Genomic DNA, 23,824 nt, shown 5'->3' with positions numbered 1-23,824 from the left:
GGATGGCGACGCTAACGCGTCTTATCCGGCCTACGGGGTCGGGCAGGCTATTTAATCCCGGCGGGCGATATCGGCGAATTTTGCGTCCAGCATCTTCGCCAGGTCGCCTGCTGCCAGTTCAATATCCAGCCCGCGTCTGCCGCCGGAGATGTAGATCGTCGCGAATGCCTGAGCGGGAGCGTCGATCAGCGTTGGCAGGCGCTTTTTTTGCCCCAGCGGGCTGATACCGCCCACCAGATAGCCAGTGGTGCGCTGGGCAACAGCCGGGTCGGCCATATCAACCTTCTTCGCCCCCAGCGCCTTCGCCACCTTTTTCAGATCCAGCTGGCCCGCCACCGGCGTCACCGCAACCGCCAGCTGCTTCATATCACCGTTTACCGCCACCAGCAGCGTTTTATAAACCTGGTCGGCGTTCAGGCCAAGCTTACGAACCACCTCGTCACCAAAGTTCGTTTCATTGGGATCGTGATCGTAGCTGTGCAGCTGAAAAGGGATCTTATTCTTTTCGAGTAACTTTACGGCGGGGGTCATAAAAATCCTTCTTACCACGGATGATCGAGCTATCAGCATACGCCTGACGACGTTCGCAAAAATAGTACCATCTTGCCGTTTAGGCGTTAATTTTCTGCCGCAGCAGCGTCGGTAAATTTCCTTCGCCGTAGAGATGCAGCGCCCCGGCTGCGACGACATAGTGGCCCGGCGGCAGCGCCATCAGTCGCTTGCACCAGGCCTGGTTGCGCTGATGCATTAGCACATCGTAGAGCGGCTGGCTAAAGGTAGAGGGGAGGGACTGTGACGCCTCGGCAGGCGGGCTATTAAGCCACCAGCTCAGCATCACCTGCAGCAGGCGGGCGTTGGTGTGCCAGTGGGTGAGGGTATCCAGCAGCAGCGCTTTCCCATCCTCCGGCAGCTGACAGAGCAGGTTAACCTGATCCGCCGTGCCCTCCAGCTCAATCACCCGCATCTGCCTGTCGTGAGCGGCCTGGAGCATCTGGTAGTCAATACCGTAGTCGGGGCGCAGGCCCAGTCGCTGGGCCTGCGTTGCCTGCAATACCAGGGCGATTTTCCACGCCGGCTGCGGGTCAAAGGTCTCCAGCGGCAGAGAGAGCTCGTTTAGCACCCGGGATAACTCGGCAAGCTGGGCAGGATCCAGCCGCTCGGCCAGCGGCGGGCGGGGAGGAAGTTCAGAGAAGGGTGAACCACTCACGGAGACGTCGGCCTCAACAATCAGGGCATCGGCCTGCTTGAGCTTGCGCAGCAGCCCCTCCGGCAGGGGAGACATGTCGCGAGTCCCCATATGAATACTGCCGACCAGGTGCAGATAGCGCCCGCCTGGCAAGGTGACGTCCAGCGCGGGCCACGAATAGGTGCGGCTGTACAGCGCGCCCAACAGCATTTTTAAACGGCTAAACAGACCCATAGGCCCTCCCGGCTGAAAGGCCCATGCTAGCGCGAGCCGGGAGAAGGTGTAAATAGCTACTCTTTAGGCGTAAAACGCAGCAGACGGTTGGCGTTGCTCACCACCGTAATGGACGAGAGCGCCATCGCCGCACCCGCTACCACCGGGTTTAGCAGCGTTCCGGTCAGCGGCCAGAGGATCCCGGCGGCAATCGGAATGCCCAGCGAGTTATAGATAAACGCCCCCACCAGGTTCTGCTTCATGTTGCGCAGCGTGGCGCGGGAGAGGGCCAGCGCATCGGCGACGCCCATCAGGCTGTGGCGCATCAGGGTGATGGCCGCGGTCTCAATCGCCACGTCACTGCCGCCGCCCATGGCGATACCCACTTCGGCCTGGGCCAGCGCCGGGGCGTCGTTGATACCATCGCCCACCATCGCCACCTGGCGGCCCTGGCGCTGCAGATCCTGAATCGCAGCGGCTTTGCCATCGGGCAGCACCCCGGCAATCACCTCGTCGATTCCTGCCTCTTTGGCGATGGCGTTGGCGGTCACGGCGTTATCGCCGGTGAGCATCACCAGCCGGTAGCCAGCCTGATGCAGGCGTTGCAGCGCCGCCACGCTATCCTCACGCAGCGGATCGCGAATGGCAAACAGCGCGGCCGCCTTGCCATCTACCGCCAGCAGCACCGGCGTCGCGCCCGTTGCCGCCTGAGCGACGATGTCGCTCTCCAGCGCGGCGGTATCAATACCCTGTTCATTCAGCAGGGCCTGGTTGCCCAGCAGCAGGCGTCGGCCTTCGCTTTCACCGCTCAGGCCTAGCCCGCGCAGGGTGCGAAAGTTAATCACCTCTGCCAGCGTTTCCGCTCCAGCCTTGTCGATAATCGCCCGGGCCAGCGGATGGCTCGAACCCTGCTCCAGCGCAGCGGCCAGGCGCAGCGCCTGCTCGCTAGTGAGATCGCTGTAGGTCGTGACTAAGGTTACCTGGGGACGCCCCTCGGTGAGGGTGCCGGTCTTATCAAATACCAGCGTATCGAGCTGGCTGGCCCGCTGCAGCGCATCGGCATCACGCACCAGCACGCCGAACTCGGCGGCACGGCCTACGCCGGAGATGATCGACATCGGCGTCGCCAGGCCCAGTGCGCAGGGACAAGCGATAATCAGCACCGTGGTGGCGATCACCAGGGTATAAACAATCTGCGGCGCAGGACCGAAAACGTACCAGATCGCGCCGCTAATCAGTGCGATGGCGACCACAACCGGCACGAAGACCGCGGAGATCCTGTCCGCCAGCTGGCCGATCTCCGGCTTGCTGCTCTGGGCCTGGCGTACCAGGCGAACGATCCGCGAGAGGGTGGTGTGGCTGCCGGTGCGGCTGGCACGAAACAGCACGCTGCCGTCAGAGACCACCGTTCCCGCATGGATCGTATCGTCACGCTGTTTCTGTTGCGGGACGGGTTCACCGGTCAGCATCGCCTCATCAAGCCAGGCTTCGCCCTGGATAATCTCTCCGTCCACCGGAACGCGATCGCCAGTCGTCAGGCGCAGCGTCATGCCCGGATGAACATCGGCAAGGGGCACGGTCTCCTCCCCGGCATCGGTCACCACCCTGGCGGTGGGCGGGGTGAGATCGAGCAGGCGCTCCAGCGCTTTCGAAGAGCGCTGGCGAGCGCGGGCTTCCAGCATATGGCCGAGGTTGATCAGGCCAATAATCATCGCGCTGGCCTCATAGTAGAGATGGCGCGCTTCCATCGGGAACCACGCTGGCCAGAGGTTAACGCTCATTGAGTAGAGCCAGGCGGCCCCGGTCCCCAGCGCCACCAGGGTATCCATCGTCGCGGTACGGTTCAGCAAGCTCTTCCACGCGCTGCGGTAGAAGTGGCCCCCGGCAAAGATCATCACCCCAAGGGTGATCAGACCGATAACCAGCCAGAGGCTGCGGTTGGCGTCGGTGACCATCATATTGTCACCCGCCATACCCCAGACCATCACCGGAATGCCCACCAGCAGGGCGACAATCGCCTGCCAGCGGAAGCGTTTCATGGTAGCAACGGCGGTCTCCTGCTGGCGTTCGCGGCGAGCGGCGTCATCATCAATCGCCTCCGCACCGTAGCCCGCTTTCTCCACCGCGCTCACTAACTCAACGGCGGAGGCACTGCCCATTACCAGCGCAGAGCGCTCCGCCAGATTGACCCGTGCCTGGGTTACGCCGGGTACCGCCTGCAAGGCGTTCTGCACCCGGGTAACGCAGCTGGCGCAGCTCATGCCACTCAACAACAGCTGCTGGCTGTCGTCGGTGTCATCCGCTGTCGGAAGCTCAGTTTCGGCCGCTGTCAGTGCTTCCGACGGAGGTGATGACTCTGCCAGCGGATCAGCCTTTGGGTGGCTAAGCGTCGCCCCGTACCCGGCCTGTTTAACGGTATCGATTAACGCATTCGCATCGGCGCTGCCTGTGACTTCCGCCCGGTCGATAGTCACCTCGGCGCGCTCAACGTCGGGACGCTGCTCAAGGCTCTCTTTCACCCGTTTGACGCAGTGGCCGCAGGAGAGACCCTCCAGCGCCAGTTCAATTGTGTGGGACATCATCATACTCCTGTGATTTTAGGATTGACTGAGCCGGTGTTTTGGCTAACTGTACATAAGCTTAAACCTTCCATTAAGGGGAAGGTCAAGGGGGGACCATGAATATTAGCGACGTAGCAAAAAAGACAGGCTTAACCAGCAAGGCGATCCGCTTCTATGAGGAGAAGGGGCTGGTGACGCCGCCGCTTCGCAGCGAGAACGGCTATCGCAGCTACACGCAGCAGCATCTTGATGAGTTGACCCTGCTGCGCCAGGCGCGACAGGTGGGATTTAATCTGGAGGAGTGCGGCGAGCTGGTCACCCTGTTTAACGATCCGGCCCGGCACAGCGCCGACGTAAAGGCCTATACCCTACAAAAGGTAGCGGAGATCGAGCGCCATATCGTTGAGCTACAGGCGATGCGCGATCAGCTGCTGAATCTGGCGAACGCCTGTCCAGGCGATGACGGTGCCGACTGCCCGATTATCGATAATCTCTCTGGCTGCTGCCATCGCCATTCGGCAAAAGAGAGCTAGCGCGCTTTAATGCGCAGGGTGATCCCCTCAACCGCCACCACTTCCACTGGCGTCCCTGCGGGGAGATCGTCATCGGCGCTCACCGGCCAGGTGCTGTCGCCGACGCGCATATGGCCGCGGCCGTTGACCAGAGGGGTGTCGAGGGTAAAGTGTTTGCCCACCAGCTGCATGCCACGCTGGTTAAGCGCGGCGTCGGCAGGCTTCTGCTCGCGCACGCGACGGGCCAGCCAGCGCCACCATAGCCACGCCGCCAGCAGGGTGAGCAGGGCAAACAGCGCGCCCTGCCACTCCCAGCCGAACGGCAGTAGCCACACCAGCAGACCGGTCACCACTGCTGCCACGCCGCTCCACAGCAGATAGCCGTTACCGCCGAGCATCTCGGCTGCCAGCAGCAGGCCGCCGAGGCTAATCCAGAAGAGGTGCGGGTGCTGAAGCAGGCTGTCGATCATAGGCCTTTCCGTTCGCTGGCGCTCTCTTTCACCAGCTCGGCGATCCCGGCGATAGAGCCCATCAGGCTGCTGGCCTCCAGCGGCATCAGCACCACCTTACTGTTCGTTGATGAGCCGATATGCTGCAGCGCCTCGGTGTATTTTTGCGCGACGAAGTAGTTCACGGCCTGAATATCCCCGGCGGCAATCGCCTCGGAGACCATCTGGGTGGCGCGGGCCTCCGCCTCGGCTGAACGTTCACGGGCTTCGGCCTGTAAAAACGCCGACTGCCGCTCGCCCTCGGCCTTGAGGATCTTCGACTGCTTCTCCCCTTCGGCTTTGACGATCTGCGCCTGGCGGATCCCTTCCGCTTCCAGAATGTAGGCGCGTTTGGTTCGTTCGGCCTTCATCTGGGCGTTCATGGAGGCGATAAGTTCGGCAGGCGGCCGCACGTCGCGGATCTCAATGCGCGTCACCTTGATGCCCCAGGGATTGGTGGCTTCATCTACGATATGCAGCAGGCGCGTATTGATGTTATCGCGCTGGGAGAGCATCTCGTCCAGCTCCATTGAGCCGAGCACGGTACGGATGTTGGTCATCGTCAGGTTGATGATAGCCAGCTCGAGGTTGCTCACCTCGTAGGCCGCCTTCGGGGCATCGATCACCTGAATAAAGCAGACGGCATCGATGGTAACGTTGGCGTTATCCTTGGAGATCACCTCCTGGGAGGGAATATCCAGAACCTGCTCCATCATGTTGATTTTGCGGCCAATCCTGTCCATAAACGGCACAACCAGGCTCAGGCCCGGCTGTAACGTTTTGGTGTAACGCCCGAAGCGCTCGACGGTCCACTGGTAGCCCTGCGGCACAATCTTCACGCCTGCGCCAACGATCACCAGCGCGACGAAGATAAGTACCGGGATGACGATAAGCATTACACACTCTCCCTGCCGCGATCGCGGTTAATCAATAAAGCAGTGAATAGAGCTTGCGGCGATAGGATGAGGCCAGCGCGTCGCCGGTACCCAGCGCGGCGAGGATCTCCTGCAACATTTTACGCGCTTCGCCGTTAGCGGCGGAGAGATCCTTGCGTAGATGGCTAAACAGCAGCTCCAGCGCCTCTTCATTGCGCCCAACCTGATGCAGCTGCAGCGCCAGCTGCGTCGCCAGCTCGGCATTCTCCGGCGACTGCTCAACCTGCTGCTGCAGGAGCTGGATCTCCGGGGTGTCAGCGGCTTTTTTCAGCAGCTCGATCTGCGCCACCAGGCCCTGATAGCGGGTATCCTGATCCTGCAGCGGAATAGTTTTCAGCACTGCTTCGGCTTCGTCGGCGCGGTTAAGGACAATAAAGGTCTCCGCCAGCAGCAGACCAAACTCACCGTTCTGATTCGACAGCTGCCAGGCCTCTTTCGCCAGCGGCAGCGCCTCGGCATAGTTGCCCTCCTGAATCAGGGCCATCGCCTGCTGCGCTTTCAGCTCCTCGGGGCGGGGCAGCACTTTCTCCAGCAGAGCGCGGATCGCCTCTTCCGGCTGCGGCCCCTGGAAGCCGTCCACCGGCTGGCCGTTCTGGAACAGATAGACGGTAGGGATCGCCCGCAGGCCAAACTGCGAGGCCACCATCTGCTCGGCGTCGCAGTCCACCTTCGCCAGAATAAACTGCCCGCTATACTGGGCGGCCAGCGACTCCAGCACCGGGGTCAGCTGCTGACAGTGCTGGCTGCGTTCGGACCAGAAGTAGAAGAGCACCGGCAGGTTGACCGACTGCTCTAGCGTCTGTTGAAGGTTCGCTTCGGTAATGGTGACAATATTCTGTACGGACATGGCTAATTCTCTGTTTTCACGTTTATCTTTACATGGGGTTGAGCGGCGTGGCCTTCAACTCATCCGCGCAAAATTTTATCCATCGCACGCCCCGGCAGCAGGCGTTTTAACCAGCAGACGGCGTGGGTGACCAGCGTCACCGGATAGCGCAGTTTCGGGCGCTTGCTCTCAAAAGCATGGCGCACTTTTGCCACTACCGCCTCCGGGCCGAGGGTAAACCGTGCGGCAATGCCAGGATTTTCCACCGGGTTATCCTGCTGGGTCTGGTTGACGTTTTTAGTAAAGCGCGTGCGGATAGGGCCTGGCTCGATCAGGCTCACCTGAATGCCGCTGTGGCGCAGCTCCATGCGCAGGGCGTCCGACCACGCCTCAAGGGCATATTTACTCGCCGCGTAGGCTCCGCGCCCCGCCGTGGAGATCAGCCCCATCACCGAGGAGGTCATCACAATCCGCCCCTCGCCGTAAGGGATCATCGCGGGCAGCAGGCGTATGGTCAGCTGGTGCGCGCCAAAGAAGTTGGCGGAGAACTGCTGCTCCATCTGTTCGCGGCTGATGGTGGCCAGCGGGCCGTAGACCCCGTAGCCCGCGTTGTTAAAGATGCCGTACAGGCGATTGCCGGTCCGCGCGATAATCTCATCGGCGGCGCGATCGACGCTCTCCGGTGAGTCCAAATCCAGCAGGATGCCGGTAAAACCCATCCCGTTCATGCGTGAGACGTCATCGGGCTTGCGGCAGGCGGCGAGGATATGAAAACCCTGGCGCTTTAGCTCTACCGCTGCTTCCAGACCGATTCCGCTGGAACACCCTGTTATTAAGACCGATTTTTGCATAACTTTACCCGTAGGCGTCCCCGATTATTTATGAGTCGTGGTTAACTATCATGGTTAACTAAGGGTGCAAGGCGCGTGGCCATCCAGTCGGCGATAAACGGCTGTGCATCCAGATTGGGGTGAATGCCATCCTCCTGCATCCACTGCGGCTTGAGGTAGACCTCCTCCATAAAGAAGGGGAGCAGCGGCACATCAAACTCTTTGGCCAGCGCAGGATAGATGGCGCTGAAGGTCTCTGTATAGCGACGACCATAGTTGGCTGGTAGACGGATCTGCATCAGCAGCGGCTGCGCGTTAGCGTCCTTGATGGTCTGCAAAATTTTACGCAGGGTCTGCTCGGTCTGTTGTGGCGCAAAGCCCCGCAGGCCGTCGTTGCCCCCAAGCTCCACCAGCACCCAGCGCGGCTGGTGCTGCTTCAGCAGCGCCGGCAGACGAGAAAGCCCCTGCTGCGAGGTATCGCCGCTTATACTGGCATTAACCACCGACGGCGTCTGCTGCCACTTAGCGTTAAGTAGCGCAGGCCAGGCCGAGTTAGCTGCCATGCGGTACCCGGCGCTCAGGCTGTCTCCGAGAACCAACAGCGTGTCAGCGGCTGCGGCACGGAAGGTAAACAGAAGCATAAACAGGAAGGGCAAATGCCAGCGGAAAACATTGTTGAAGTTCATCATCTTAAGAAGTCCGTCGGTCAGGGGGAACATGAGCTTTCCATCCTTACCGGAGTTGAGCTGGTTGTCAAACCGGCGCAGACAATTGCCCTCATCGGTGAGTCGGGTTCCGGCAAGTCTACCCTGCTGGCGATCCTCGCCGGATTAGACGACGGCAGCAGCGGCGAGGTTAACCTGCTGGGCCAGCCTCTGCACAGTATGGATGAGGAGGCGCGGGCGGCGCTGCGGGCGAAAAACGTCGGCTTTGTCTTCCAGTCCTTTATGCTGATCCCCACCCTCAACGCGCTGGAGAACGTCGAGCTCCCGGCGCTGCTGCGCGGCGAGAACGGTCGCCAGAGCCGGGAGAATGCCAAAACGCTGCTGACCGATCTCGGCTTGGGCAAACGGCTGGATCATCTTCCTGCCCAGCTCTCCGGCGGCGAGCAGCAGCGGGTGGCGCTGGCCCGCGCCTTCAACGGGCGTCCCGGCGTGCTGTTTGCTGATGAGCCGACCGGCAACCTCGACCGGCAGACCGGGGATAAGATCGCCGATCTGCTCTTCTCCATGAACCAACAGTATGGCACCACGCTGATCCTGGTCACGCACGATCCGCAGCTGGCGGCCCGCTGCGACCGTCGCCTGCGTCTGGTCAACGGCGAACTGCGGGAGGAAGCATGATTGCCCGCTGGTTCTGGCGCGAATGGCGTTCGCCGTCGCTGCTGATTGTCTGGCTGGCCCTCAGCCTGGCCGTGGCCTGCGTGCTGGCGCTGGGCAACATCAGCGATCGCATGGAGAAGGGGCTGAGTCAGCAGAGCCGCGACTTTATGGCGGGGGATCGGGCGCTGCGCAGCTCTCGTGAGATCCCGCCGGCGTGGCTGGAGGAGGCGCGCAAAAGAGGCCTGAAGGTGGGCGAGCAGCTTACCTTCTCTACCATGACCTTTGCCGGTGATACGCCGCAGCTGGCTAACGTCAAGGCCGTGGACGCTATCTACCCTATGTATGGTGAGCTGCAAACCAATCCGCCGGGCCTCAAGCCGCAGGCAGGGACGGTGCTGCTCGCCCCGCGGCTGATGGCGCTGCTGGAGCTAAAAACCGGAGACTATATCGACGTCGGCGACGCCCGGCTGCGCATTGCTGGGGAGGTGGTGCAGGAGCCGGACGCCGGGTTTAACCCCTTCCAGATGGCCCCACGCCTGATGATGAACCTTGCCGACGTGGCGGCGACTGACGCGGTCCAGCCCGGCAGCCGCGTGATGTGGCGTATTAAGTTTGGCGGCACGCCGCAGCAGCTCGAAGCGTATGAAAAATGGCTTCTGCCGCAGCTTAAGCCGGAGCAGCGCTGGTATGGCCTGGAGCAGGACGAGGGGGCGCTGGGGAAATCCCTCGAGCGTTCGCAGCAGTTCTTGCTGCTGTCGGCTCTGCTGACCCTGCTGCTGGCGATCGCCGCCGTGGCGGTGGCAATGAACCACTACTGCCGTAGCCGCTACGATCTGGTGGCGATCCTGAAAACGCTGGGGGCAGGGCGCGCCCAGCTGCAAAGGCTGATCGTCGGCCAGTGGCTGCTGGTGCTGGCGCTGGCGACGGTGACCGGGGGCGCTATCGGCCTGCTGTTTGAGCAGGTGCTGATGATCCTCCTCAAGCCGGTGCTGCCCGCTGCGCTGCCGCCTGCCAGCCTCTGGCCGTGGCTGTGGGCGACGGGAGCGATGTTAGTGATCTCCCTGCTGGTGGGGCTGCGGCCCTATCGTCTGCTGCTGGCGACTGCGCCGATCCGCGTTCTGCGTCGTGATGCGGTAGCGAACGTCTGGCCGCTGAAGCTCTATCTGCCGATTGTTGCCGCCGTTGCCGTAGCGCTGCTGGCCTGGCTGATGGGCGGCAGCATGCTGCTGTGGGCGGTGTTGGCGGGGGCGGTAGTGCTGGCTCTGCTCTGCGGGCTGCTCGGCTGGATGCTGCTTAACGTCCTCAAGCGGTTGACCCTGACGTCGCTGGCGCTGCGGCTGGCGGTAAACCGGCTGCTGCGTCAGCCCTGGTCGACCCTGAGCCAGCTCTCGGCGTTCTCGCTTTCGTTCATGCTGCTGGCGATGCTGCTGGTGCTGCGTGGCGATCTGCTCGATCGCTGGCAGCAGCAGCTCCCGGCGGAGAGCCCCAACTATTTCCTGATCAACATCGCTCCCGAGCAGGTGACGCCCCTGAAGACGTTTCTTGCCGAGCACCAGATCGTTCCGGAGGCGTTCTATCCCATCGTGCGGGCGCGTCTGACCCAGATTAACGGCCAGACCACCGAGGGGAATACGGATGAGGCGCTAAATCGAGAGCTAAACCTCACCTGGCAGGCCAACCAGCCGGATCACAATCCGCTCACCGCGGGCAGCTGGCCGCCGAAAGCGGGGGAGGTGTCAATGGAGGAGGGGCTGGCGGAGCGGCTCAATATTCGTCTTGGCGATAGCGTCACCTTTATGGGCGATACCCAGGACTTCACTGCAAAAGTGACCAGCCTGCGTAAGGTGGACTGGGAGAGCCTGCGCCCGAACTTCTTCTTCATCTTCCCAACCGGTGCGCTGGATAACCAGCCCCAGAGCTGGCTGACCAGCTTCCGCTGGGAGAACGGCAACGGCATGCTGACCCAGCTTAACCGGGCGTTTCCTACCGTTAGCCTGCTGGATATCGGGGCGATCCTCAAGCAGGTCGGCCAGGTGCTGGGGCAGGTGAGCCGGGCGCTGGAGGTGATGGTGGTGCTGGTGACGCTCTGCGGCACTCTGCTGCTGCTGGCCCAGGTGCAGGTTGGCATGCGTCAGCGACATCAGGAGCTGGTGGTTTACCGCACGCTGGGAGCCGGCAAGCGCCTGCTGCGCACGACCCTGTGGTGCGAGTTCGCGCTGCTGGGCTTTGTCGCCGGGCTGGTGGCTGCCATCGGCGCGGAGACGGCGCTGGCGGTATTGCAGACGCGGGTGTTTGATTTCCCGTGGCAGCCCGACTGGCGGCTGTGGATCATACTACCGCTCTGCGGGGCGCTGCTGCTCTCGATCTGTGGCGGCTGGCTGGGTACCCGGTTACTGAAGGGCAAAGCGCTGTTCCGCCAGTTTGTTGGCTAGTTCTCTCCCCATTGTCCCCGGCGGCGCATGCGTTTGCCGGGGCATCACTATCTATATGAAATATTTTCAATTACCGCCGGGTCGGGTTTATGCCATCTTAACGCTCTGCGTTATGCATAAATTGTCAAAAAAGCGCGCTGCTTAGTCCGGCGCGTCATACAGCAAACACAATACACTTTGGGAGAATCTATGGGACGTCGTCTCAGCTTTCGTGCCAGCGTTGCTGCACTGCTTCTGGCCTGGGGCCTGCCGTTTGCCCACGCCAGCGATCCGCAAACCATCACCTTCGGCGTTGCGCCGGGCCCCTACGGCGATATGGTAAAACAGGCCATTGCCCCTTCGCTGAAAGAGAAGGGCTATAAGGTTGTAGTGCGCGAGTTTAGCGACTACGTGCAGCCGAATATGGCGCTCTCTAACGGCAGCATCGATGCTAACCTGTTCCAGCACTCGCTCTACCTGGAAAAGTTCGCCGCCGATAAGGGGCTGAAGCTGACTAAGCTTATTGTCGTCCCGACGGCGGGCATGGGTCTCTACTCCCATAAGGTCACCAGCGTCGATCAGCTGAAGAAGGGCGATATCGTTACCCTGTCCAACGATCCCACGAACCTGGCGCGCGGCCTGCGTTTTCTCCAGGCGATGCAGCTGATCACCATTAAAGAGAATATCGATCCGACTAAGGCCTCTGAGCGTGACATCGCCAGCAACCCGAAAGGTCTGGTGTTCAAACCCCTGGAAGCGGCGCAGCTGCCGCGTACGCTGGATAGCGCCAGCGCCGCGCTGGTGAACGGGAATTTTGCCATTGCCGCTGGCCTGAAGCTCTCCTCCGCGCTTAAGCAGGAGCAGCTGGACGAGAACCTGAAAAACGTCATCGCGGTACGTACCGAAGATGCTGACAAACCGTTCGCCAAAGATATCGTGGCCGCAGTACAGTCCCCGGCCTACCGGGCGGTGATTGACGATCCAAAGAACATCTTCAACGCGTTCCAGAAACCAGAGTGGATGCATGATTGAGCTAAATAACGTCTGCGTCGATTTTCCCGCAGGCAAGGGGCCTACGACCCGGGCGGTGGACGATGTCAGCCTGCACATTACGGCAGGCGAGATTTTTGGCATCGTCGGCACCAGCGGCGCGGGGAAAAGTACGCTACTGCGCACCCTCAACGCCCTCCAGCGTCCGAGCCAGGGTGAGGTTAAGATCAACGGCGTGGCGATCTCCACGCTGGAGGGCGTCACCCTACGCAAGGCACGCCAGCGCATCGGCATGATCTTCCAGCACTTTAACCTGATGCATACCCGCACCGTGGCGCAGAACGTCGCGTTCAGCCTGAAGGCAGCGGGCTGGGCCAGCGGTGAGATTGCCCCTCGGGTTAAAGAGATCCTGGATCTGGTGGGCCTCGCCGATAAAGCAGGCCGCTTTCCGGCGCAGCTGAGCGGCGGGCAGAAGCAGCGGGTGGGGATCGCGCGTGCGATTGCCAATCATCCTGACGTGCTGCTCTGCGACGAGCCAACCTCGGCGCTGGATCTGGAGACCTCCGCGACGATCCTCGCTCTGCTGAAAGAGATCAACGTCCGTCTGGGGATCACCATCGTGCTGATCACCCATGAGATGAACGTGATCAAATCGATCTGCGACCGGGTGGCGGTCATGTCCGCGGGTAAGGTGGTTGAGCTGGGCGAGGTGTTTGATATCTTCGCCCACCCGCAGCATCCGTTTACCCAGCAGCTGGTTTCGCACACCTTGAATCTCACTCTGCCAGAACGGCTGCAGCAGGATCTGCCGGGGCAGCTGGTGAAAATTCTGTTTATCGGTGATTCAGCCGAGCAGCCGGTGCTCTCTGAGGTGGCGGTGATGTTTGGCGTGGCGGTCAATATTCTGCACGGCAAAATTGAGTATCTCGGCGAGCGGGCGCTGGGGATCCTGGTGGTGCGCTTAACCGCCGCCGATAATCCGGCCGCGGTCGAGGCCGCCGTCGACCATATCCGTCAACGTACAGCCCAGGTGGAGGTGCTTCGTGGATGATTTACTGGCCGATCTGAGCCTGGCCTTTGGCGAAACCTTCCAGATGCTGAGCATCTCTACGGTGCTGGCTATCGTTGGCGGCCTGCCGCTCGGCTTTTTGATTTTTGTGACCGACCGGCATCTCTTCTGGCAGAACCGTGCGGTGTATCTCATCAGCTCCGTGCTGGTGAACATTATCCGCTCCGTACCTTTTGTGATCCTGCTGGTGCTGCTTCTGCCGCTCACCCAGTTCCTGCTCGGCAACACCATCGGGCCGATTGCGGCCTCGGTGCCGCTCTCGGTTGCCGCCATCGCCTTCTATGCCCGGCTGGTAGACAGCGCGTTGCGCGAGGTGGATAAGGGGATCATCGAGGCCGCTGAAGCTTTTGGTGCCAGTCCGCTGCGTATCATCTGCACCGTGCTGCTGCCGGAGGCCAGCGCGGGTCTGCTGCGCGGTCTGACTATCACCCTGGTCAGCCTGATCGGCTACTCGGCGATGGCAGGGATCGTCGGCGGCGGCGGGGTGGGGGATCTGGCGATCCGCTACGGCTACTACCGCTATGAGACGCAGGTCATGGTGGTCACCGTGGTGGCGCTGATTATTCTGGTACAGGTCGTGCAGATGCTGGGGGACTGGCTGGCCGCACGGGCCGACAAGCGAGGCCACCGCTGACTACCCGTTTTGCAGCCAGTCGTTGACCTCCTGCCACGAGCCGCGAAAGACAATCTTCGCGGCTTTCTTCTCTAACTGATAGCGGTACATCGGATCGTAATACTCCTTTAGCAACGGCACCAGCCAGCCATTGTGGCCGCGGGTGTCGCCGCGCTGCTGCTGGATCGCCAGAGCGGTATCAAGGTGCGCCCTGAGTTCGGCAAAGCGCTGCAATCCCAGACGACGGCGGATGGCGAACAGCCCGTGATGCAGATACTCCGCATAGGCCAGCCAGCCTGCCTCCTCGCCGTGTGCCGCAATAAACTCGCGCTGCATACGCACAAAATAGTCGTTATGCAGACGCGCCACGCGCAGGTCAAAAGGATCGTCCACCACCGCGATAGGCGACGCTACCATGCGATCGTACAGGCATCCCGGCAGATGGTTGCCGCCGATCGTCCGGCCTTCATCTTCCAGCACCAGGCGCGCCGCGTCGCGCTTAAGCAGTTCTACCGCCAGCGCATTTTCAAAGCTTGCCTGCGAACGCTGTGCCTGCAGCGTGCGGCCAAATGACGATCCACGGTGGCGAGCCAGATCTTCCAGATCGATGCCGTCAGGATGCTGGCGCACCAGATCGGTTTTACCGCTGCCGGTGCAGCCGCCGATCAGGATCAGCGGACGCTGGACGCGCTGCTCCGTCGCTATTATTGCCGCCTGACGCAGGGCCTTATAGCCGCCGTGAATTAACGGATAGTCAATGCCTGCCTCATGCAGCCACTGTTGTGTGATATGCGAGCGCTGGCCACCACGGGCGCAACACAGATAGCCGTCGGGATGGCGCAGGCAGGCATTACGCCATGATTGAATGCGTTGTTCGCGCGTGATGCCTGACACCAGCTGATGTCCAAGCGTTAACGCGGCCTCAGGGCCCTGGCGTTTATAACAGGTGCCGACCGCCGCACGCTCTTCGTCGTTCATCAACGGGAGATTGATTGCCGACGGCATTGCACCCTGGGCAAATTCAACCGGGGCGCGTACATCCAGCAGGGGGGTATCAGCGGTGAGGATCGCGTAATAATCCATGCCTTCGCTCATAGGACTTCCTTCTGCATATCAAAGGGCGACGTTGTACATTAGATCGCGCTATTTTACGCGTCCATTGGTGCGATGGGGCAAAAAAATGATAGGGGGAGAGGGACTACCGGGTTGCACTTGCGCATACCCGGTTTACATGACAAACAAGGCGGAAACGCTTAACCGAGCTTAGCGCACGCCCATGCGATACCGCTGGCATACTCAGGTGGTAATAGCGGCACGATCGCTTCCAGGGTTGCGCTCAGGCGGTCGGTATCGCTGTCGTTGAGGTTTAGATGTCCCACCTTGCGGCCGGCGCGCACCTCTTTATCGTACCAGTGCAGATGCACCAGCGGCAGCTTCAGCCAGTCGTAGTTCAGGTCGCTGCCGATCAGGTTGATCATCACCGACGGGGCGTTGACCACCGGATTCGGCAGTGGCAGGCCGGTGATGGCGCGCAGGTGCAGCTCAAACTGGCTGATCGACGCGCCGTTTTGCGTCCAGTGGCCGCTGTTGTGCACCCGTGGAGCCAGCTCGTTAATCAGCAGCCCGCCAGGGGTTACAAAACACTCCATCGCCATCACGCCGACGTAGCCCAGCTCGCTCATGATTGCCCCCAGCATCGCTTCGGCCTGCGCCTGCTGCTCAGCGTCAGCCAGCGGAAAAGCCACGCTGGTGCGCAGAATGCCGTCCTGATGCAGGTTATGGGTCAGGGGATAGAACACGGTGCTGCCGTCATGCCCGCGCGCGCCCACCAGCGACACTTCACCGGAGAAGTTAATGCCCTGCTCGACGATACACTCCCCGTAACACTCTTCAGGCAGCGTATCGATCTCACTGGCGCGCAGACGCCACTGGCCGCGGCCGTCGTAGCCACCCACCCGGCGCTTAACGATCGCCAGCTCGCCAAGGGCATTAAACACCTCGGGCCACTCTTCGGCGCTCGACAGCAGCTGCCACGGCGCAGTCGCCAGAGAGAGACGGTCAAAGAGCTGCTTCTGGGTCAGACGGTCGGCAATAATGGGAAAAACGTCGCGGTTAACAAACGCCGGATGGCGTGCCAGCTCGCGGGTCAACGCCGTTTCCGGCCAGCGCTCGATCTCGGCGGTGATCACGCTCTGCGCAAAAGGCACAGCTTCCGGCTCGGCATCCAGCCCCACCGGCCAGACGGCGATACCCAGCGGCTCACCGGCCTGGCGCAGCATCCGGCCCAGCTGGCCGTTGCCGAGGACGCATACCTGCTTCATGCCGCACCTCGCGGGTCCGGGTTATCCAGCACCTCGTCGGTCTGGGCATTGCGCCACTCCACCAGACGCTGATGCAGGTCACGGTCGTGGGTGGCAAGGATCTGCGCTGCCAGTAACGCCGCGTTGGCGGCGCCGGCTTTACCAATCGCCAGCGTGCCCACTGGAATACCGCGCGGCATCTGAACGATGGAGTAGAGGCTGTCAACGCCGCTCAGCGCTGCGCTCTGTACCGGCACGCCCAGCACCGGCACCAGCGTTTTGGCGGCGATCATGCCCGGCAGATGCGCCGCGCCGCCTGCACCCGCAATAATCACCTGATAGCCATTCTGCTCTGCGCCTTCGGCGAAGCTAAACAGTTTATCCGGCGTGCGGTGGGCAGAAACGACTTCAACATGGTGGGGAACGTTCAGGATATCGAGGACTTCAGCGGCGAACTGCATGGTTGCCCAGTCGCTTTTGGACCCCATCACGATGGCGATACGTACCGGATTATTGCTCGAAGACATGCGTCTAAAAACTCCTGTGGGTGTGCGGCATAACGCGTAACAGGGCACAGAGAATAGCATGGAAATCCCGCAAGGAAAACGGTTGCGCGGCTAACCTTGCGGGCAAATTGTTAAGTTATTAAAACGGAAAAGCGATAAGTTCGACCTGCTGTGAGGTGACTTTTACCATTGAACCTTCGCTATGCCAGGCGCCCAGCACGCAGCGAAACGCCGGTTCGCCGTTGGCGGTCATCTCGTGCACGGCCGGGCGGTGGGTATGGCCGTGGATAAGCCACTGTACCTTATGGCGTTCCAGCGCATGGCTTACAGCCTGCGGGTTCACATCCATAATGGTGAGAGACTTACTGCTGTTGGCCGCTTTGCTGTCGGCGCGCATCTTCGCCGCCACCCTATGACGAATAAACAGCGGTAGGGCAAGAAACAGTTTTTGCAGCCAGGGCTGGTGAACCTTAGCGCGAAATGCCTGATAGCCCGCGTCGTCGGTGCAGAGGGTATCGCCATGCATAATCAGCACCCGGCGACCGTAGAGGTCGAGCACTACCTCTTCCGGCAGCAGCGTCATGCCGCTCTCACGAGCGAAGCGCTGGCCCAGCAGGAAGTCACGATTGCCGTGGATAAAGTAGCAGGGCACGCCGCTGTCGCTCAGCGCCTTCAGGGCGGCCGCGATCTGCTGATGCAGGGGATTGGGATCGTCGTCGCCAATCCAGGCTTCAAAGAGATCGCCAAGAATATAGAGGGCGTCGGCGTCACGCGCCGTACCGGCCAGAAAACGCAGAAAACCGGCGGTGATCGCCGGTTCTTCTGTAGAGAGATGCAGATCTGCGATGAAAAGCGTCGCCACGATTACTCGCTGACGGTTACGTTTTCGATGATCACGTCTTCTTTAGGAACGTCCTGGTGCATGCCGCTGCGACCGGTAGAGACCGCTTTGATTTTGTCGACTACGTCCATGCCTTCAACCACTTCGGCGAATACGCAGTAGCCCCAGCCCTGCATGTTTTCACCGCTGAAGTTCAGGAAGTCGTTGTCTGCTACGTTAATAAAGAACTGGGCGGTTGCAGAGTGCGGGGCCTGAGTACGGGCCATCGCCAGCGTGCCACGGGTGTTTTTCAGGCCGTTGTTCGCTTCGTTTTTGATCGCGTCTTTGGTCGCTTTCTGATTCATGCCCGGCTCAAAACCGCCGCCCTGGATCATAAAGCCATTGATAACACGGTGGAAAATGGTGTTGTTGTAGAAACCTTCGCGGCAGTAGTCCAGGAAGTTCTTAACAGTTTCAGGCGCTTTGTCATCGAAAGTTTTGATTACGATATCGCCGTGATTAGTGTGGAAAGTAACCATTTTTGCATCCTGTTCCGGTAGTGTAGAGCATCGACCCAGCTGTGGGTCACGTATAGTCGCCTGTTATAGCATAACCGCAAGGTTCGATCACCTTGCAAAGGGTGCTGCTTCGGTTATCAATTATGGGTATCATACTGAGTTCATTCTCCACACACGTCTTAACGGAATCTTTGATGCTAAAAATTTTTAATACGCTGACGCGCCAAAAAGAGGAATTCAAACCTATTCATGCCGGGAAAGTGGGCATGTACGTGTGTGGTATCACCGTTTACGATCTCTGCCATATCGGCCACGGCCGCACCTTCGTCTCTTTTGACGTGGTGTCGCGCTACCTGCGTTTCCTCGGCTATGATCTGAAGTACGTGCGTAACATCACCGATATCGACGACAAGATCATCAAACGTGCTAATGAAAACGGCGAGAGTTTTGTCGCGCTGGTAGATCGCATGATTGGCGAGATGCACGCTGACTTTGACGCCCTGAACATCCTGCGTCCGGACAGCGAGCCGCGCGCCACCCACCATATTCACGAAATCATCGAGATCACCGAGCGCCTGATCGCGCGCGGTCATGCCTACGTAGCTGACAACGGTGACGTGATGTTCTCCGTGCCGACCGATCCCAACTACGGCAAGCTGTCGCGCCAGGATCTGGAGCAGCTGCAGGCCGGGGCGCGCGTCGAAGTCGCTGAGATCAAACGCAACCCGATGGATTTTGTGCTGTGGAAGATGTCCAAGCCGGGCGAGCCGAGCTGGCCGTCACCGTGGGGCGAAGGGCGTCCGGGCTGGCACATTGAGTGCTCGGCGATGAACTGCAAGCAGCTGGGCCACCATTTCGACATTCACGGCGGCGGATCGGACCTGATGTTCCCGCACCATGAAAACGAAATCGCCCAGTCTACCTGCGCCCATGACGGCGAGTACGTGAACTACTGGATGCACTCCGGCATGGTGATGGTTGACCGCGAGAAGATGTCGAAATCGCTGGGCAACTTCTTTACCGTGCGCGACGTGCTGAAGTATTACGATGCGGAGACCATCCGTTACTTCCTGATGTCCGGTCACTACCGCAGCCAGCTTAACTATAGCGAAGAGAACCTCAAGCAGGCGCGCTCGGCGCTGGAGCGTCTCTACACCGCATTACGCGGCACCGACACATCTGTTGCGGCAGCGGGCGGCGAGGCCTTCGAAACGCGCTTTATCGAGGCGATGGACGACGACTTCAACACCCCGGAAGCCTACTCGGTGCTGTTTGATATGGCCCGCGACGTTAACCGTCTGAAGAGCGAAGACATGCAGGCGGCGAACGCGCTGGCATCTCATCTGCGCAAGCTGGCTGCCGTGCTTGGTCTGCTGGAGCAGGATCCGGAAGCCTTCCTGCAGAGCGGAGCTCAGGCGGATGACGGTGAAGTAGCGGAGATTGAAGCCCTGATCCAGCAGCGTCTGGATGCGCGTAAAGCGAAAGATTGGGCTGCGGCGGATGCGGCGCGTGACCGTCTGAACGAGATGGGGATCGTGCTGGAAGATGGCCCGCAGGGGACCACCTGGCGTCGTAAGTAAGACGACGGGTTTTGTAGGCCGGGTAAGCGAAGCGCCACCCGGCATGACAGAGCCAACAGATCAATGCCCGGTGGCGCTGCGCTTACCGGGCCTACAGGGTCTGCAATCCCTCTATCTTAAGCTGACTCGCGCGTCACCAGCTGTCCGGAAAGGGTGATGCGCTGGGTCAGCAGATCCGGCTCTTTGATTTTGCGGATCATCAGCGACGCTGCCTGGCGTCCAGTCTCTTCGCTTGCCGACGATACGTAGGTAAACGAGGGCGACGTTAAGTTCACGTGCAGCATATCCTCGAAACCGACCAGCGCCACCTGCTGTGTCAGGAACACATCTTTTCCTACCGTACGACCTACCTGATGAATGCCGGAGAGCGAGCCGATCATTGCATCAGGCGAGTGGCAGAGCAGGGCGGTGATGGTGTTGTTCTTCTCCAGCAGCTGCCGGGTCGCGTGGCTCGCCGCGTGGGTCCCCTCCATGCAGGCCGGGGTAGACTCCTCCCGGGTCACCAGTCCGTACTGGGTCAGCGCGCTGCGAAACCCGGCCAGCCGCTGCTGGCGGATCAGGCTACTCTCCGTACCGCCGATGTAGGCGATGCTGCGGTGGCCGCGCTCGATCAGGTAGCGGGTGGCAAGGCTGGCGGCCTGGCGGTTATCGCGCATCACCAGGTTGCACTCCTCCTCCAGCAGCGATTGCGATACCACAACCAGCGGCAGGGGACAGGTGCGGATAAGCTTCGGCAGACGCGAGGTGGTGGCATCGGAGGCAAGATAGATCACGCCTGCTACGCCCTGCTGTTTAAACGAGAGCAGGCAGCGCTCAAGGCTGTCGCTATCGTTCAGAGGCTGGCTGAGAAAAACCATGTAGCCCTGCTTCTCCAGCTCCAGCACGGTGCTGGCCATCACCTTCACAGAAAAACTGTCGCTAAAGTCGCGCAGGATCAGGCCAATCAGGTTAGAAGTGTTGGCGCGGAGGTTCGCTGCCGCCACGTTGTGAACGTAGCCGAGCGTGTCGATCGCCTGCTGCACCTTTTCAATCGTGGCGGTTGATATTTTCCCTTTCTGGCGAAGCACCAGCGAAACGGTCGAGACAGAGACCCCCGCCAGCTTCGCGACATCAATAATGCTGACCTTCTTCAAATCCACTCCCTGAACTTAACGGCTATGCAGTCAACGATGAAAAGTCTCCTGTACGATACAGGAGACCTAATCACCTTAACAGCCTCAGGTTACTTGCCGATCATGCCCGACATGGTCTGGGCAATAAACTGCGCGCGTGCGCCGAAAATCACCTGGATGCCGTTATCGCCAACGAACACCACGCCACGCGCGCCGACACCGTTCAGGCCGTCTTTGTCCACCAGCTCGCTCTTCGCCACCTCAAGACGCAGGCGGGTGATGCATGAGCCTACCGAGCTGATATTGTTTGCACCGCCCAGCAGGGCAACGATTTCGGTCGCCAGCTCGTCATCGGTTTTATCGTTAACGTTAGCGGTCACTTCGGTGCGGCCCGGCGTCTTAACGTCGAAGCGGCGGATCACAAAGCGGAAGGTGAAGTAGTAGATCAGACCCATCGGGATGCCGACGATAATCGCGTTCAGGAAGTTGGTCTGGTAGCCGTTAAACGACGGCAGAATACCGAACGAGATGTAGTCGATCAGGCCCGCTGAGAAGGATTTCGCGATGTGCGCATGGAGCAGGTACATGCACATATACGACAGCCCGGCCATGATGGCGTTGAAGACGTAGAGCACCGGCGCAACGAAGATAAAGGTAAACTCAACCGGCTCGGTGATCCCGGTCAGGAAGCAGGTCAGCGCGGCGGAGAAGAGAATACCGGAGGCGATCTTTTTATTACGGGTATGCGCTTCATGATACATCGCCAGACAGGCGGCAGGCAGCGCAAACAGCATCAGTGGGAACTCGCCCTGCATGAACTTACCGGCATTCTGGTAGGTGTCGCTGCTGAACGACTTGACGCCATCTTCCAGCATTTTGAACCAGATAGTCTGGTCGCCGTGAATAACCTGGCCCGCCTGAGTGGTGTAGTCGCCAAACGAGTACCAGAACGACGGATACCAGATATGGTGCAGGCCGAGCGGGATCAGCGCACGTTCTACCAGCCCAAAGATAAAGGTCGACGCGGCCTGGTTATCACCGTTCACCACCACCGAGAGCGCATCGATACCCGCCTGGATATGCTGCCAGACGTAGGGCAGCAGCAGGCCGAGCAGGAACGACAGAAATGCGGTAGCGATGGCGACAAAGCGTTTGCCGGAGAAGAAGCCGAGGAACTCCGGCAGCTGCATGGTATGGAAGCGGTTATAGCACCACGCGGCCAGGATGCCACAGATTAGGCCGCCAAAGACGCCCATCTGCAGCGTCGGGATGCCGACCACCATAGCGTATTTACCGCCCTGGGAGGCCATCTCTGGGGTAATCGACAGCACCGTGCCGATGGTCATATTGGTAATAAATACCGAGACCGCCGCCGAGAGCGCGGCGATGCCGGATTCCGAGGCCAGCCCCACCGCAGAGCCGATGGCAAACAGCAGCGGCAGGTTATCAAAGATAACCCCACCGGCGTTCATCATCAGCGGCAGGTGAAACTTATCACCAAACGCCAGCAGCAGGCCGGCGGCAGGCAACAGTGAGATTGGCAGCATCAACGCACGGCCAATCATAGATAACTTCGATAGCGATTTTACGAACCCCGACAGCAGACTCATGCGGTTTTCCCCCGATTATAGAAACCCTGGTGATGGCGTTATTATTGTAATGACTTCGTTAAGTAGAACGTTTTAGTAGAACGTTTTACTTATCGTGATTTAAGCCATTGCGGGCCGCAACAGAAATCTGCTGGGAAGCCAGACGAATTTGTTATTCTTTGACGTGGATCGAGCAATGGCCCTTATGAATTAAGGGCCATTTAGGCGGGATTAATCAGTTACAGTGATACTTTGACCATCAAAGGTGACCGTTTGTCCTGCCACGATTTTACAGCGTTTGCGGGTTTCCACTACGCCATCGACGCTGACCAGGCCATCGGCAATGAAATTTTTCGCCTGCGCGCCGCTTTCGCTCCAGCCTTCCAGCTTCAGCAGATCGCACAGCTCAACGTGCGGATGTTTACCTAATGAGAACGTTGCCATCTTATGCTTCCTCTACGTCGTGATACTCTTCGCACGCCTGCAACGTATTCTGAATCAGCGTTGCGACGGTCATCGGGCCTACGCCGCCCGGAACGGGGGTGATATAGGCGGCACGTGAGGCGGCGTCTTCGTACACCACGTCACCGACCACTTTGCCGCTTTCGAGGCGGTTGATGCCGACGTCAATAACGATCGCCCCCTCTTTGATCCACTCTCCAGGAATAAAGCCCGGCTTGCCCACGGCGACGATCAGCAGATCGGCGTTCTCTACGTGCTGGCGCAGGTTTTTGGTAAAGCGATGGGTGACGGTGGTGGTGCAGCCGGCCAGCAGCAGCTCCATGCTCATCGGGCGGCCCACGATGTTAGATGCGCCGATCACTACGGCATTCAGCCCGTAGGTGTCGATGTTGTAGCGATCCAGCAGGGTAACGATCCCGCGCGGGGTGCAGGGGCGCAGGCGCGGCGCGCGCTGGCACAGGCGGCCCACGTTGTAGGGGTGGAAGCCATCGACGTCTTTGTCCGGCGCGATACGTTCCAGCACCTTCACGTTATCGATACCTGCCGGCAGCGGCAGCTGTACCAGAATGCCGTCAATCTCACGGTCGGCGTTGAGTGTGTCGATCAGGGTCAGCAGTTCAGCTTCGCTGGTGGTTTCCGGCAGATCGTACGAGCGGGAGATAAAGCCCACCTCTTCACACGCTTTGCGTTTGCTGCCAACGTAAATCTGCGATGCAGGGTTGCTGCCGACCAGCACAACGGCCAGCCCGGGGGCGCGTAATCCTGCCGCAACGCGGGCTTTCACTTTTTCCGCAACCTCAGAGCGCACCTGCTGCGCAATCGTTTTACCATCAATAATCTTTGCTACCATCAGAGAGAAGATTCCATCTGTAAATTGAAGTAGAGGGGATGGTGTATAGTGTGTCAGAAGCGCGCCGTGCTGTCAGTTAACGTTTGCATTATTCATGCGTGAGAGGGGCCTAAAGTGCGGCTCGATGCTCA

24 protein-coding genes are annotated in these 23,824 nt (G+C 60.2%); 7 read left to right on the top strand and 17 right to left on the bottom strand.

The window, feature by feature from the left end; translation table 11 throughout:
- Nucleotides 1-51: 51 nt before the first annotated feature.
- The 3 genes from ybaK to copA form a co-directional block, all read right to left on the bottom strand.
- Nucleotides 52-531, bottom strand: a complete 480-nt coding sequence (ybaK, locus tag RTX96_RS12270) for a Cys-tRNA(Pro)/Cys-tRNA(Cys) deacylase YbaK (protein ID WP_103821493.1) — start codon at nucleotides 529-531, stop codon at nucleotides 52-54.
- A gap of 79 nt (nucleotides 532-610) precedes the next feature.
- A complete protein-coding gene (locus RTX96_RS12265) occupies nucleotides 611-1,420 on the bottom strand; it encodes a TraB/GumN family protein (RefSeq protein ID WP_312671145.1) in 810 nt (269 codons plus the stop codon).
- Nucleotides 1,421-1,476: 56 nt separating this feature from the next.
- Entirely contained in the window at nucleotides 1,477-3,978 is a 2,502-nt protein-coding gene (gene copA, locus RTX96_RS12260) for a copper-exporting P-type ATPase CopA (RefSeq protein WP_312671143.1), read from the bottom strand.
- A gap of 98 nt (nucleotides 3,979-4,076) precedes the next feature.
- On the opposite strand from copA, the gene cueR reads away from it, so the two are divergent.
- The gene (gene cueR, locus RTX96_RS12255) at nucleotides 4,077-4,493 is read left to right on the top strand and encodes a Cu(I)-responsive transcriptional regulator (RefSeq protein WP_312268774.1); all 417 of its coding nucleotides are present in this window, start codon (nucleotides 4,077-4,079) and stop codon (nucleotides 4,491-4,493) included.
- Here the strand turns inward: cueR and RTX96_RS12250 are convergent.
- From RTX96_RS12250 to tesA, 5 genes are read right to left on the bottom strand one after another with little or no spacing between them, the layout of a single operon-like run.
- Nucleotides 4,490-4,942 carry an NfeD family protein gene (locus tag RTX96_RS12250; protein WP_312268775.1) on the bottom strand — a complete coding sequence of 151 codons (453 nt, stop codon included), beginning with the start codon at nucleotides 4,940-4,942 and terminating at the stop codon, nucleotides 4,490-4,492. The genes cueR and RTX96_RS12250 overlap by 4 nt on opposite strands.
- Complete coding sequence (locus RTX96_RS12245; protein ID WP_103821488.1) at nucleotides 4,939-5,856, bottom strand: SPFH domain-containing protein; 918 nt, start codon at nucleotides 5,854-5,856, stop codon at nucleotides 4,939-4,941. Before RTX96_RS12245 ends, RTX96_RS12250 begins: the two co-directional genes overlap by 4 nt.
- Nucleotides 5,857-5,887: 31 nt before the next feature.
- Nucleotides 5,888-6,742 carry a thioredoxin family protein gene (locus RTX96_RS12240; RefSeq protein ID WP_103821487.1) on the bottom strand — a complete coding sequence of 285 codons (855 nt, stop codon included), beginning with the start codon at nucleotides 6,740-6,742 and terminating at the stop codon, nucleotides 5,888-5,890.
- A gap of 59 nt (nucleotides 6,743-6,801) precedes the next feature.
- Complete coding sequence (locus tag RTX96_RS12235; protein ID WP_103821486.1) at nucleotides 6,802-7,572, bottom strand: SDR family oxidoreductase; 771 nt, start codon at nucleotides 7,570-7,572, stop codon at nucleotides 6,802-6,804.
- A gap of 41 nt (nucleotides 7,573-7,613) precedes the next feature.
- Complete coding sequence (gene tesA / locus RTX96_RS12230; RefSeq protein ID WP_103821555.1) at nucleotides 7,614-8,237, bottom strand: multifunctional acyl-CoA thioesterase I/protease I/lysophospholipase L1; 624 nt, start codon at nucleotides 8,235-8,237, stop codon at nucleotides 7,614-7,616.
- Between tesA and ybbA the strand changes: the two genes are divergently transcribed.
- From ybbA to RTX96_RS12205, 5 genes are all read left to right on the top strand, one after another.
- Entirely contained in the window at nucleotides 8,208-8,894 is a 687-nt protein-coding gene (ybbA, locus tag RTX96_RS12225) for a putative ABC transporter ATP-binding protein YbbA (RefSeq protein ID WP_312671140.1), read from the top strand. The genes tesA and ybbA overlap by 30 nt on opposite strands.
- A complete protein-coding gene (gene ybbP, locus RTX96_RS12220) occupies nucleotides 8,891-11,305 on the top strand; it encodes a putative ABC transporter permease subunit YbbP (RefSeq protein WP_312671138.1) in 2,415 nt (804 codons plus the stop codon). The genes ybbA and ybbP overlap by 4 nt, the downstream gene beginning before the upstream one ends.
- 189 nt (nucleotides 11,306-11,494) lie before the next feature.
- Complete coding sequence (locus RTX96_RS12215) at nucleotides 11,495-12,316, top strand: MetQ/NlpA family ABC transporter substrate-binding protein (protein WP_312671136.1); 822 nt, start codon at nucleotides 11,495-11,497, stop codon at nucleotides 12,314-12,316.
- On the top strand, nucleotides 12,309-13,325 hold the full coding sequence (sfbB, locus tag RTX96_RS12210) for a virulence-associated ABC transporter ATP-binding protein SfbB (RefSeq protein ID WP_312671134.1): 1,017 nt from the start codon (nucleotides 12,309-12,311) through the stop codon (nucleotides 13,323-13,325). The genes RTX96_RS12215 and sfbB overlap by 8 nt, the downstream gene beginning before the upstream one ends.
- Entirely contained in the window at nucleotides 13,318-13,977 is a 660-nt protein-coding gene (locus RTX96_RS12205) for a methionine ABC transporter permease (RefSeq protein WP_103821482.1), read from the top strand. The genes sfbB and RTX96_RS12205 overlap by 8 nt, the downstream gene beginning before the upstream one ends.
- On the opposite strand, the gene mnmH is transcribed toward RTX96_RS12205, so the two are convergent.
- The 5 genes from mnmH to ppiB all read right to left on the bottom strand — a co-directional run bounded on the left by mnmH (nucleotide 13,978) and on the right by ppiB (nucleotide 18,121).
- The gene (gene mnmH, locus RTX96_RS12200; RefSeq protein WP_312671131.1) at nucleotides 13,978-15,051 is read right to left on the bottom strand and encodes a tRNA 2-selenouridine(34) synthase MnmH; all 1,074 of its coding nucleotides are present in this window, start codon (nucleotides 15,049-15,051) and stop codon (nucleotides 13,978-13,980) included.
- Nucleotides 15,052-15,209: 158 nt separating this feature from the next.
- Nucleotides 15,210-16,277: a 5-(carboxyamino)imidazole ribonucleotide synthase gene (purK, locus tag RTX96_RS12195; protein ID WP_312671129.1), complete on the bottom strand. Its 1,068-nt coding sequence runs from the start codon at nucleotides 16,275-16,277 to the stop codon at nucleotides 15,210-15,212.
- On the bottom strand, nucleotides 16,274-16,783 hold the full coding sequence (purE, locus tag RTX96_RS12190; RefSeq protein ID WP_312268782.1) for a 5-(carboxyamino)imidazole ribonucleotide mutase: 510 nt from the start codon (nucleotides 16,781-16,783) through the stop codon (nucleotides 16,274-16,276). Before purE ends, purK begins: the two co-directional genes overlap by 4 nt.
- A 118-nt stretch (nucleotides 16,784-16,901) precedes the next feature.
- The gene (gene lpxH, locus RTX96_RS12185) at nucleotides 16,902-17,624 is read right to left on the bottom strand and encodes a UDP-2,3-diacylglucosamine diphosphatase (protein ID WP_312671127.1); all 723 of its coding nucleotides are present in this window, start codon (nucleotides 17,622-17,624) and stop codon (nucleotides 16,902-16,904) included.
- Nucleotides 17,625-17,626: 2 nt separating this feature from the next.
- Complete coding sequence (ppiB, locus tag RTX96_RS12180) at nucleotides 17,627-18,121, bottom strand: peptidylprolyl isomerase B (RefSeq protein ID WP_042391734.1); 495 nt, start codon at nucleotides 18,119-18,121, stop codon at nucleotides 17,627-17,629.
- Between the two features lie 173 nt (nucleotides 18,122-18,294).
- Here ppiB and cysS point away from each other — a divergent pair, with 173 nt between their 5' ends.
- Nucleotides 18,295-19,680, top strand: a complete 1,386-nt coding sequence (gene cysS / locus RTX96_RS12175; protein ID WP_312671125.1) for a cysteine--tRNA ligase — start codon at nucleotides 18,295-18,297, stop codon at nucleotides 19,678-19,680.
- Nucleotides 19,681-19,796: 116 nt separating this feature from the next.
- Here the strand turns inward: cysS and malI are convergent, their stop codons facing one another.
- The 4 genes from malI to folD all read right to left on the bottom strand — a co-directional run bounded on the left by malI (nucleotide 19,797) and on the right by folD (nucleotide 23,693).
- A complete protein-coding gene (gene malI / locus RTX96_RS12170) occupies nucleotides 19,797-20,813 on the bottom strand; it encodes a Mal regulon transcriptional regulator MalI (RefSeq protein ID WP_103821476.1) in 1,017 nt (338 codons plus the stop codon).
- 89 nt (nucleotides 20,814-20,902) lie between these two features.
- The gene (locus RTX96_RS12165) at nucleotides 20,903-22,402 is read right to left on the bottom strand and encodes a PTS transporter subunit EIIC (RefSeq protein WP_103821475.1); all 1,500 of its coding nucleotides are present in this window, start codon (nucleotides 22,400-22,402) and stop codon (nucleotides 20,903-20,905) included.
- A gap of 210 nt (nucleotides 22,403-22,612) precedes the next feature.
- Nucleotides 22,613-22,825, bottom strand: a complete 213-nt coding sequence (gene ybcJ, locus RTX96_RS12160) for a ribosome-associated protein YbcJ (RefSeq protein ID WP_103821474.1) — start codon at nucleotides 22,823-22,825, stop codon at nucleotides 22,613-22,615.
- 1 nt (nucleotide 22,826) lies between these two features.
- Entirely contained in the window at nucleotides 22,827-23,693 is an 867-nt protein-coding gene (gene folD, locus RTX96_RS12155) for a bifunctional methylenetetrahydrofolate dehydrogenase/methenyltetrahydrofolate cyclohydrolase FolD (RefSeq protein ID WP_312671121.1), read from the bottom strand.
- Nucleotides 23,694-23,824: the final 131 nt, after the last annotated feature.

The sequence above is a fragment of the Pseudescherichia sp. genome, from assembly GCF_032052675.1.
Lineage (GTDB): Bacteria > Pseudomonadota > Gammaproteobacteria > Enterobacterales > Enterobacteriaceae > Pseudescherichia.
Note: the sequence above shows the minus strand (reverse complement) of the source record. Positions and strands in the feature narration are given on the sequence as shown.

Excerpts from the sequence above, each read along its gene's own strand:
- tesA (WP_103821555.1), bottom strand. The coding sequence starts at position 8,237 with ATGAACTTCAACAATGTTTTCCGCTGGCATTTGCCCTTCCTGTTTATG.
- RTX96_RS12250 (WP_312268775.1), bottom strand. The coding sequence starts at position 4,942 with ATGATCGACAGCCTGCTTCAGCACCCGCACCTCTTCTGGATTAGCCTC.
- ybaK (WP_103821493.1), bottom strand. The coding sequence starts at position 531 with ATGACCCCCGCCGTAAAGTTACTCGAAAAGAATAAGATCCCTTTTCAG.
- RTX96_RS12235 (WP_103821486.1), bottom strand. The coding sequence starts at position 7,572 with ATGCAAAAATCGGTCTTAATAACAGGGTGTTCCAGCGGAATCGGTCTG.
- ybbP (WP_312671138.1), top strand. The coding sequence starts at position 8,891 with ATGATTGCCCGCTGGTTCTGGCGCGAATGGCGTTCGCCGTCGCTGCTG.
- folD (WP_312671121.1), bottom strand. The coding sequence starts at position 23,693 with ATGGTAGCAAAGATTATTGATGGTAAAACGATTGCGCAGCAGGTGCGC.
- cysS (WP_312671125.1), top strand. The coding sequence starts at position 18,295 with ATGCTAAAAATTTTTAATACGCTGACGCGCCAAAAAGAGGAATTCAAA.
- sfbB (WP_312671134.1), top strand. The coding sequence starts at position 12,309 with ATGATTGAGCTAAATAACGTCTGCGTCGATTTTCCCGCAGGCAAGGGG.
- RTX96_RS12265 (WP_312671145.1), bottom strand. The coding sequence starts at position 1,420 with ATGGGTCTGTTTAGCCGTTTAAAAATGCTGTTGGGCGCGCTGTACAGC.
- RTX96_RS12245 (WP_103821488.1), bottom strand. The coding sequence starts at position 5,856 with ATGCTTATCGTCATCCCGGTACTTATCTTCGTCGCGCTGGTGATCGTT.
- RTX96_RS12165 (WP_103821475.1), bottom strand. The coding sequence starts at position 22,402 with ATGAGTCTGCTGTCGGGGTTCGTAAAATCGCTATCGAAGTTATCTATG.
- purK (WP_312671129.1), bottom strand. The coding sequence starts at position 16,277 with ATGAAGCAGGTATGCGTCCTCGGCAACGGCCAGCTGGGCCGGATGCTG.
- RTX96_RS12240 (WP_103821487.1), bottom strand. The coding sequence starts at position 6,742 with ATGTCCGTACAGAATATTGTCACCATTACCGAAGCGAACCTTCAACAG.
- ybcJ (WP_103821474.1), bottom strand. The coding sequence starts at position 22,825 with ATGGCAACGTTCTCATTAGGTAAACATCCGCACGTTGAGCTGTGCGAT.
- cueR (WP_312268774.1), top strand. The coding sequence starts at position 4,077 with ATGAATATTAGCGACGTAGCAAAAAAGACAGGCTTAACCAGCAAGGCG.
- mnmH (WP_312671131.1), bottom strand. The coding sequence starts at position 15,051 with ATGAGCGAAGGCATGGATTATTACGCGATCCTCACCGCTGATACCCCC.
- ppiB (WP_042391734.1), bottom strand. The coding sequence starts at position 18,121 with ATGGTTACTTTCCACACTAATCACGGCGATATCGTAATCAAAACTTTC.
- purE (WP_312268782.1), bottom strand. The coding sequence starts at position 16,783 with ATGTCTTCGAGCAATAATCCGGTACGTATCGCCATCGTGATGGGGTCC.
- RTX96_RS12215 (WP_312671136.1), top strand. The coding sequence starts at position 11,495 with ATGGGACGTCGTCTCAGCTTTCGTGCCAGCGTTGCTGCACTGCTTCTG.
- copA (WP_312671143.1), bottom strand. The coding sequence starts at position 3,978 with ATGTCCCACACAATTGAACTGGCGCTGGAGGGTCTCTCCTGCGGCCAC.
- ybbA (WP_312671140.1), top strand. The coding sequence starts at position 8,208 with ATGCCAGCGGAAAACATTGTTGAAGTTCATCATCTTAAGAAGTCCGTC.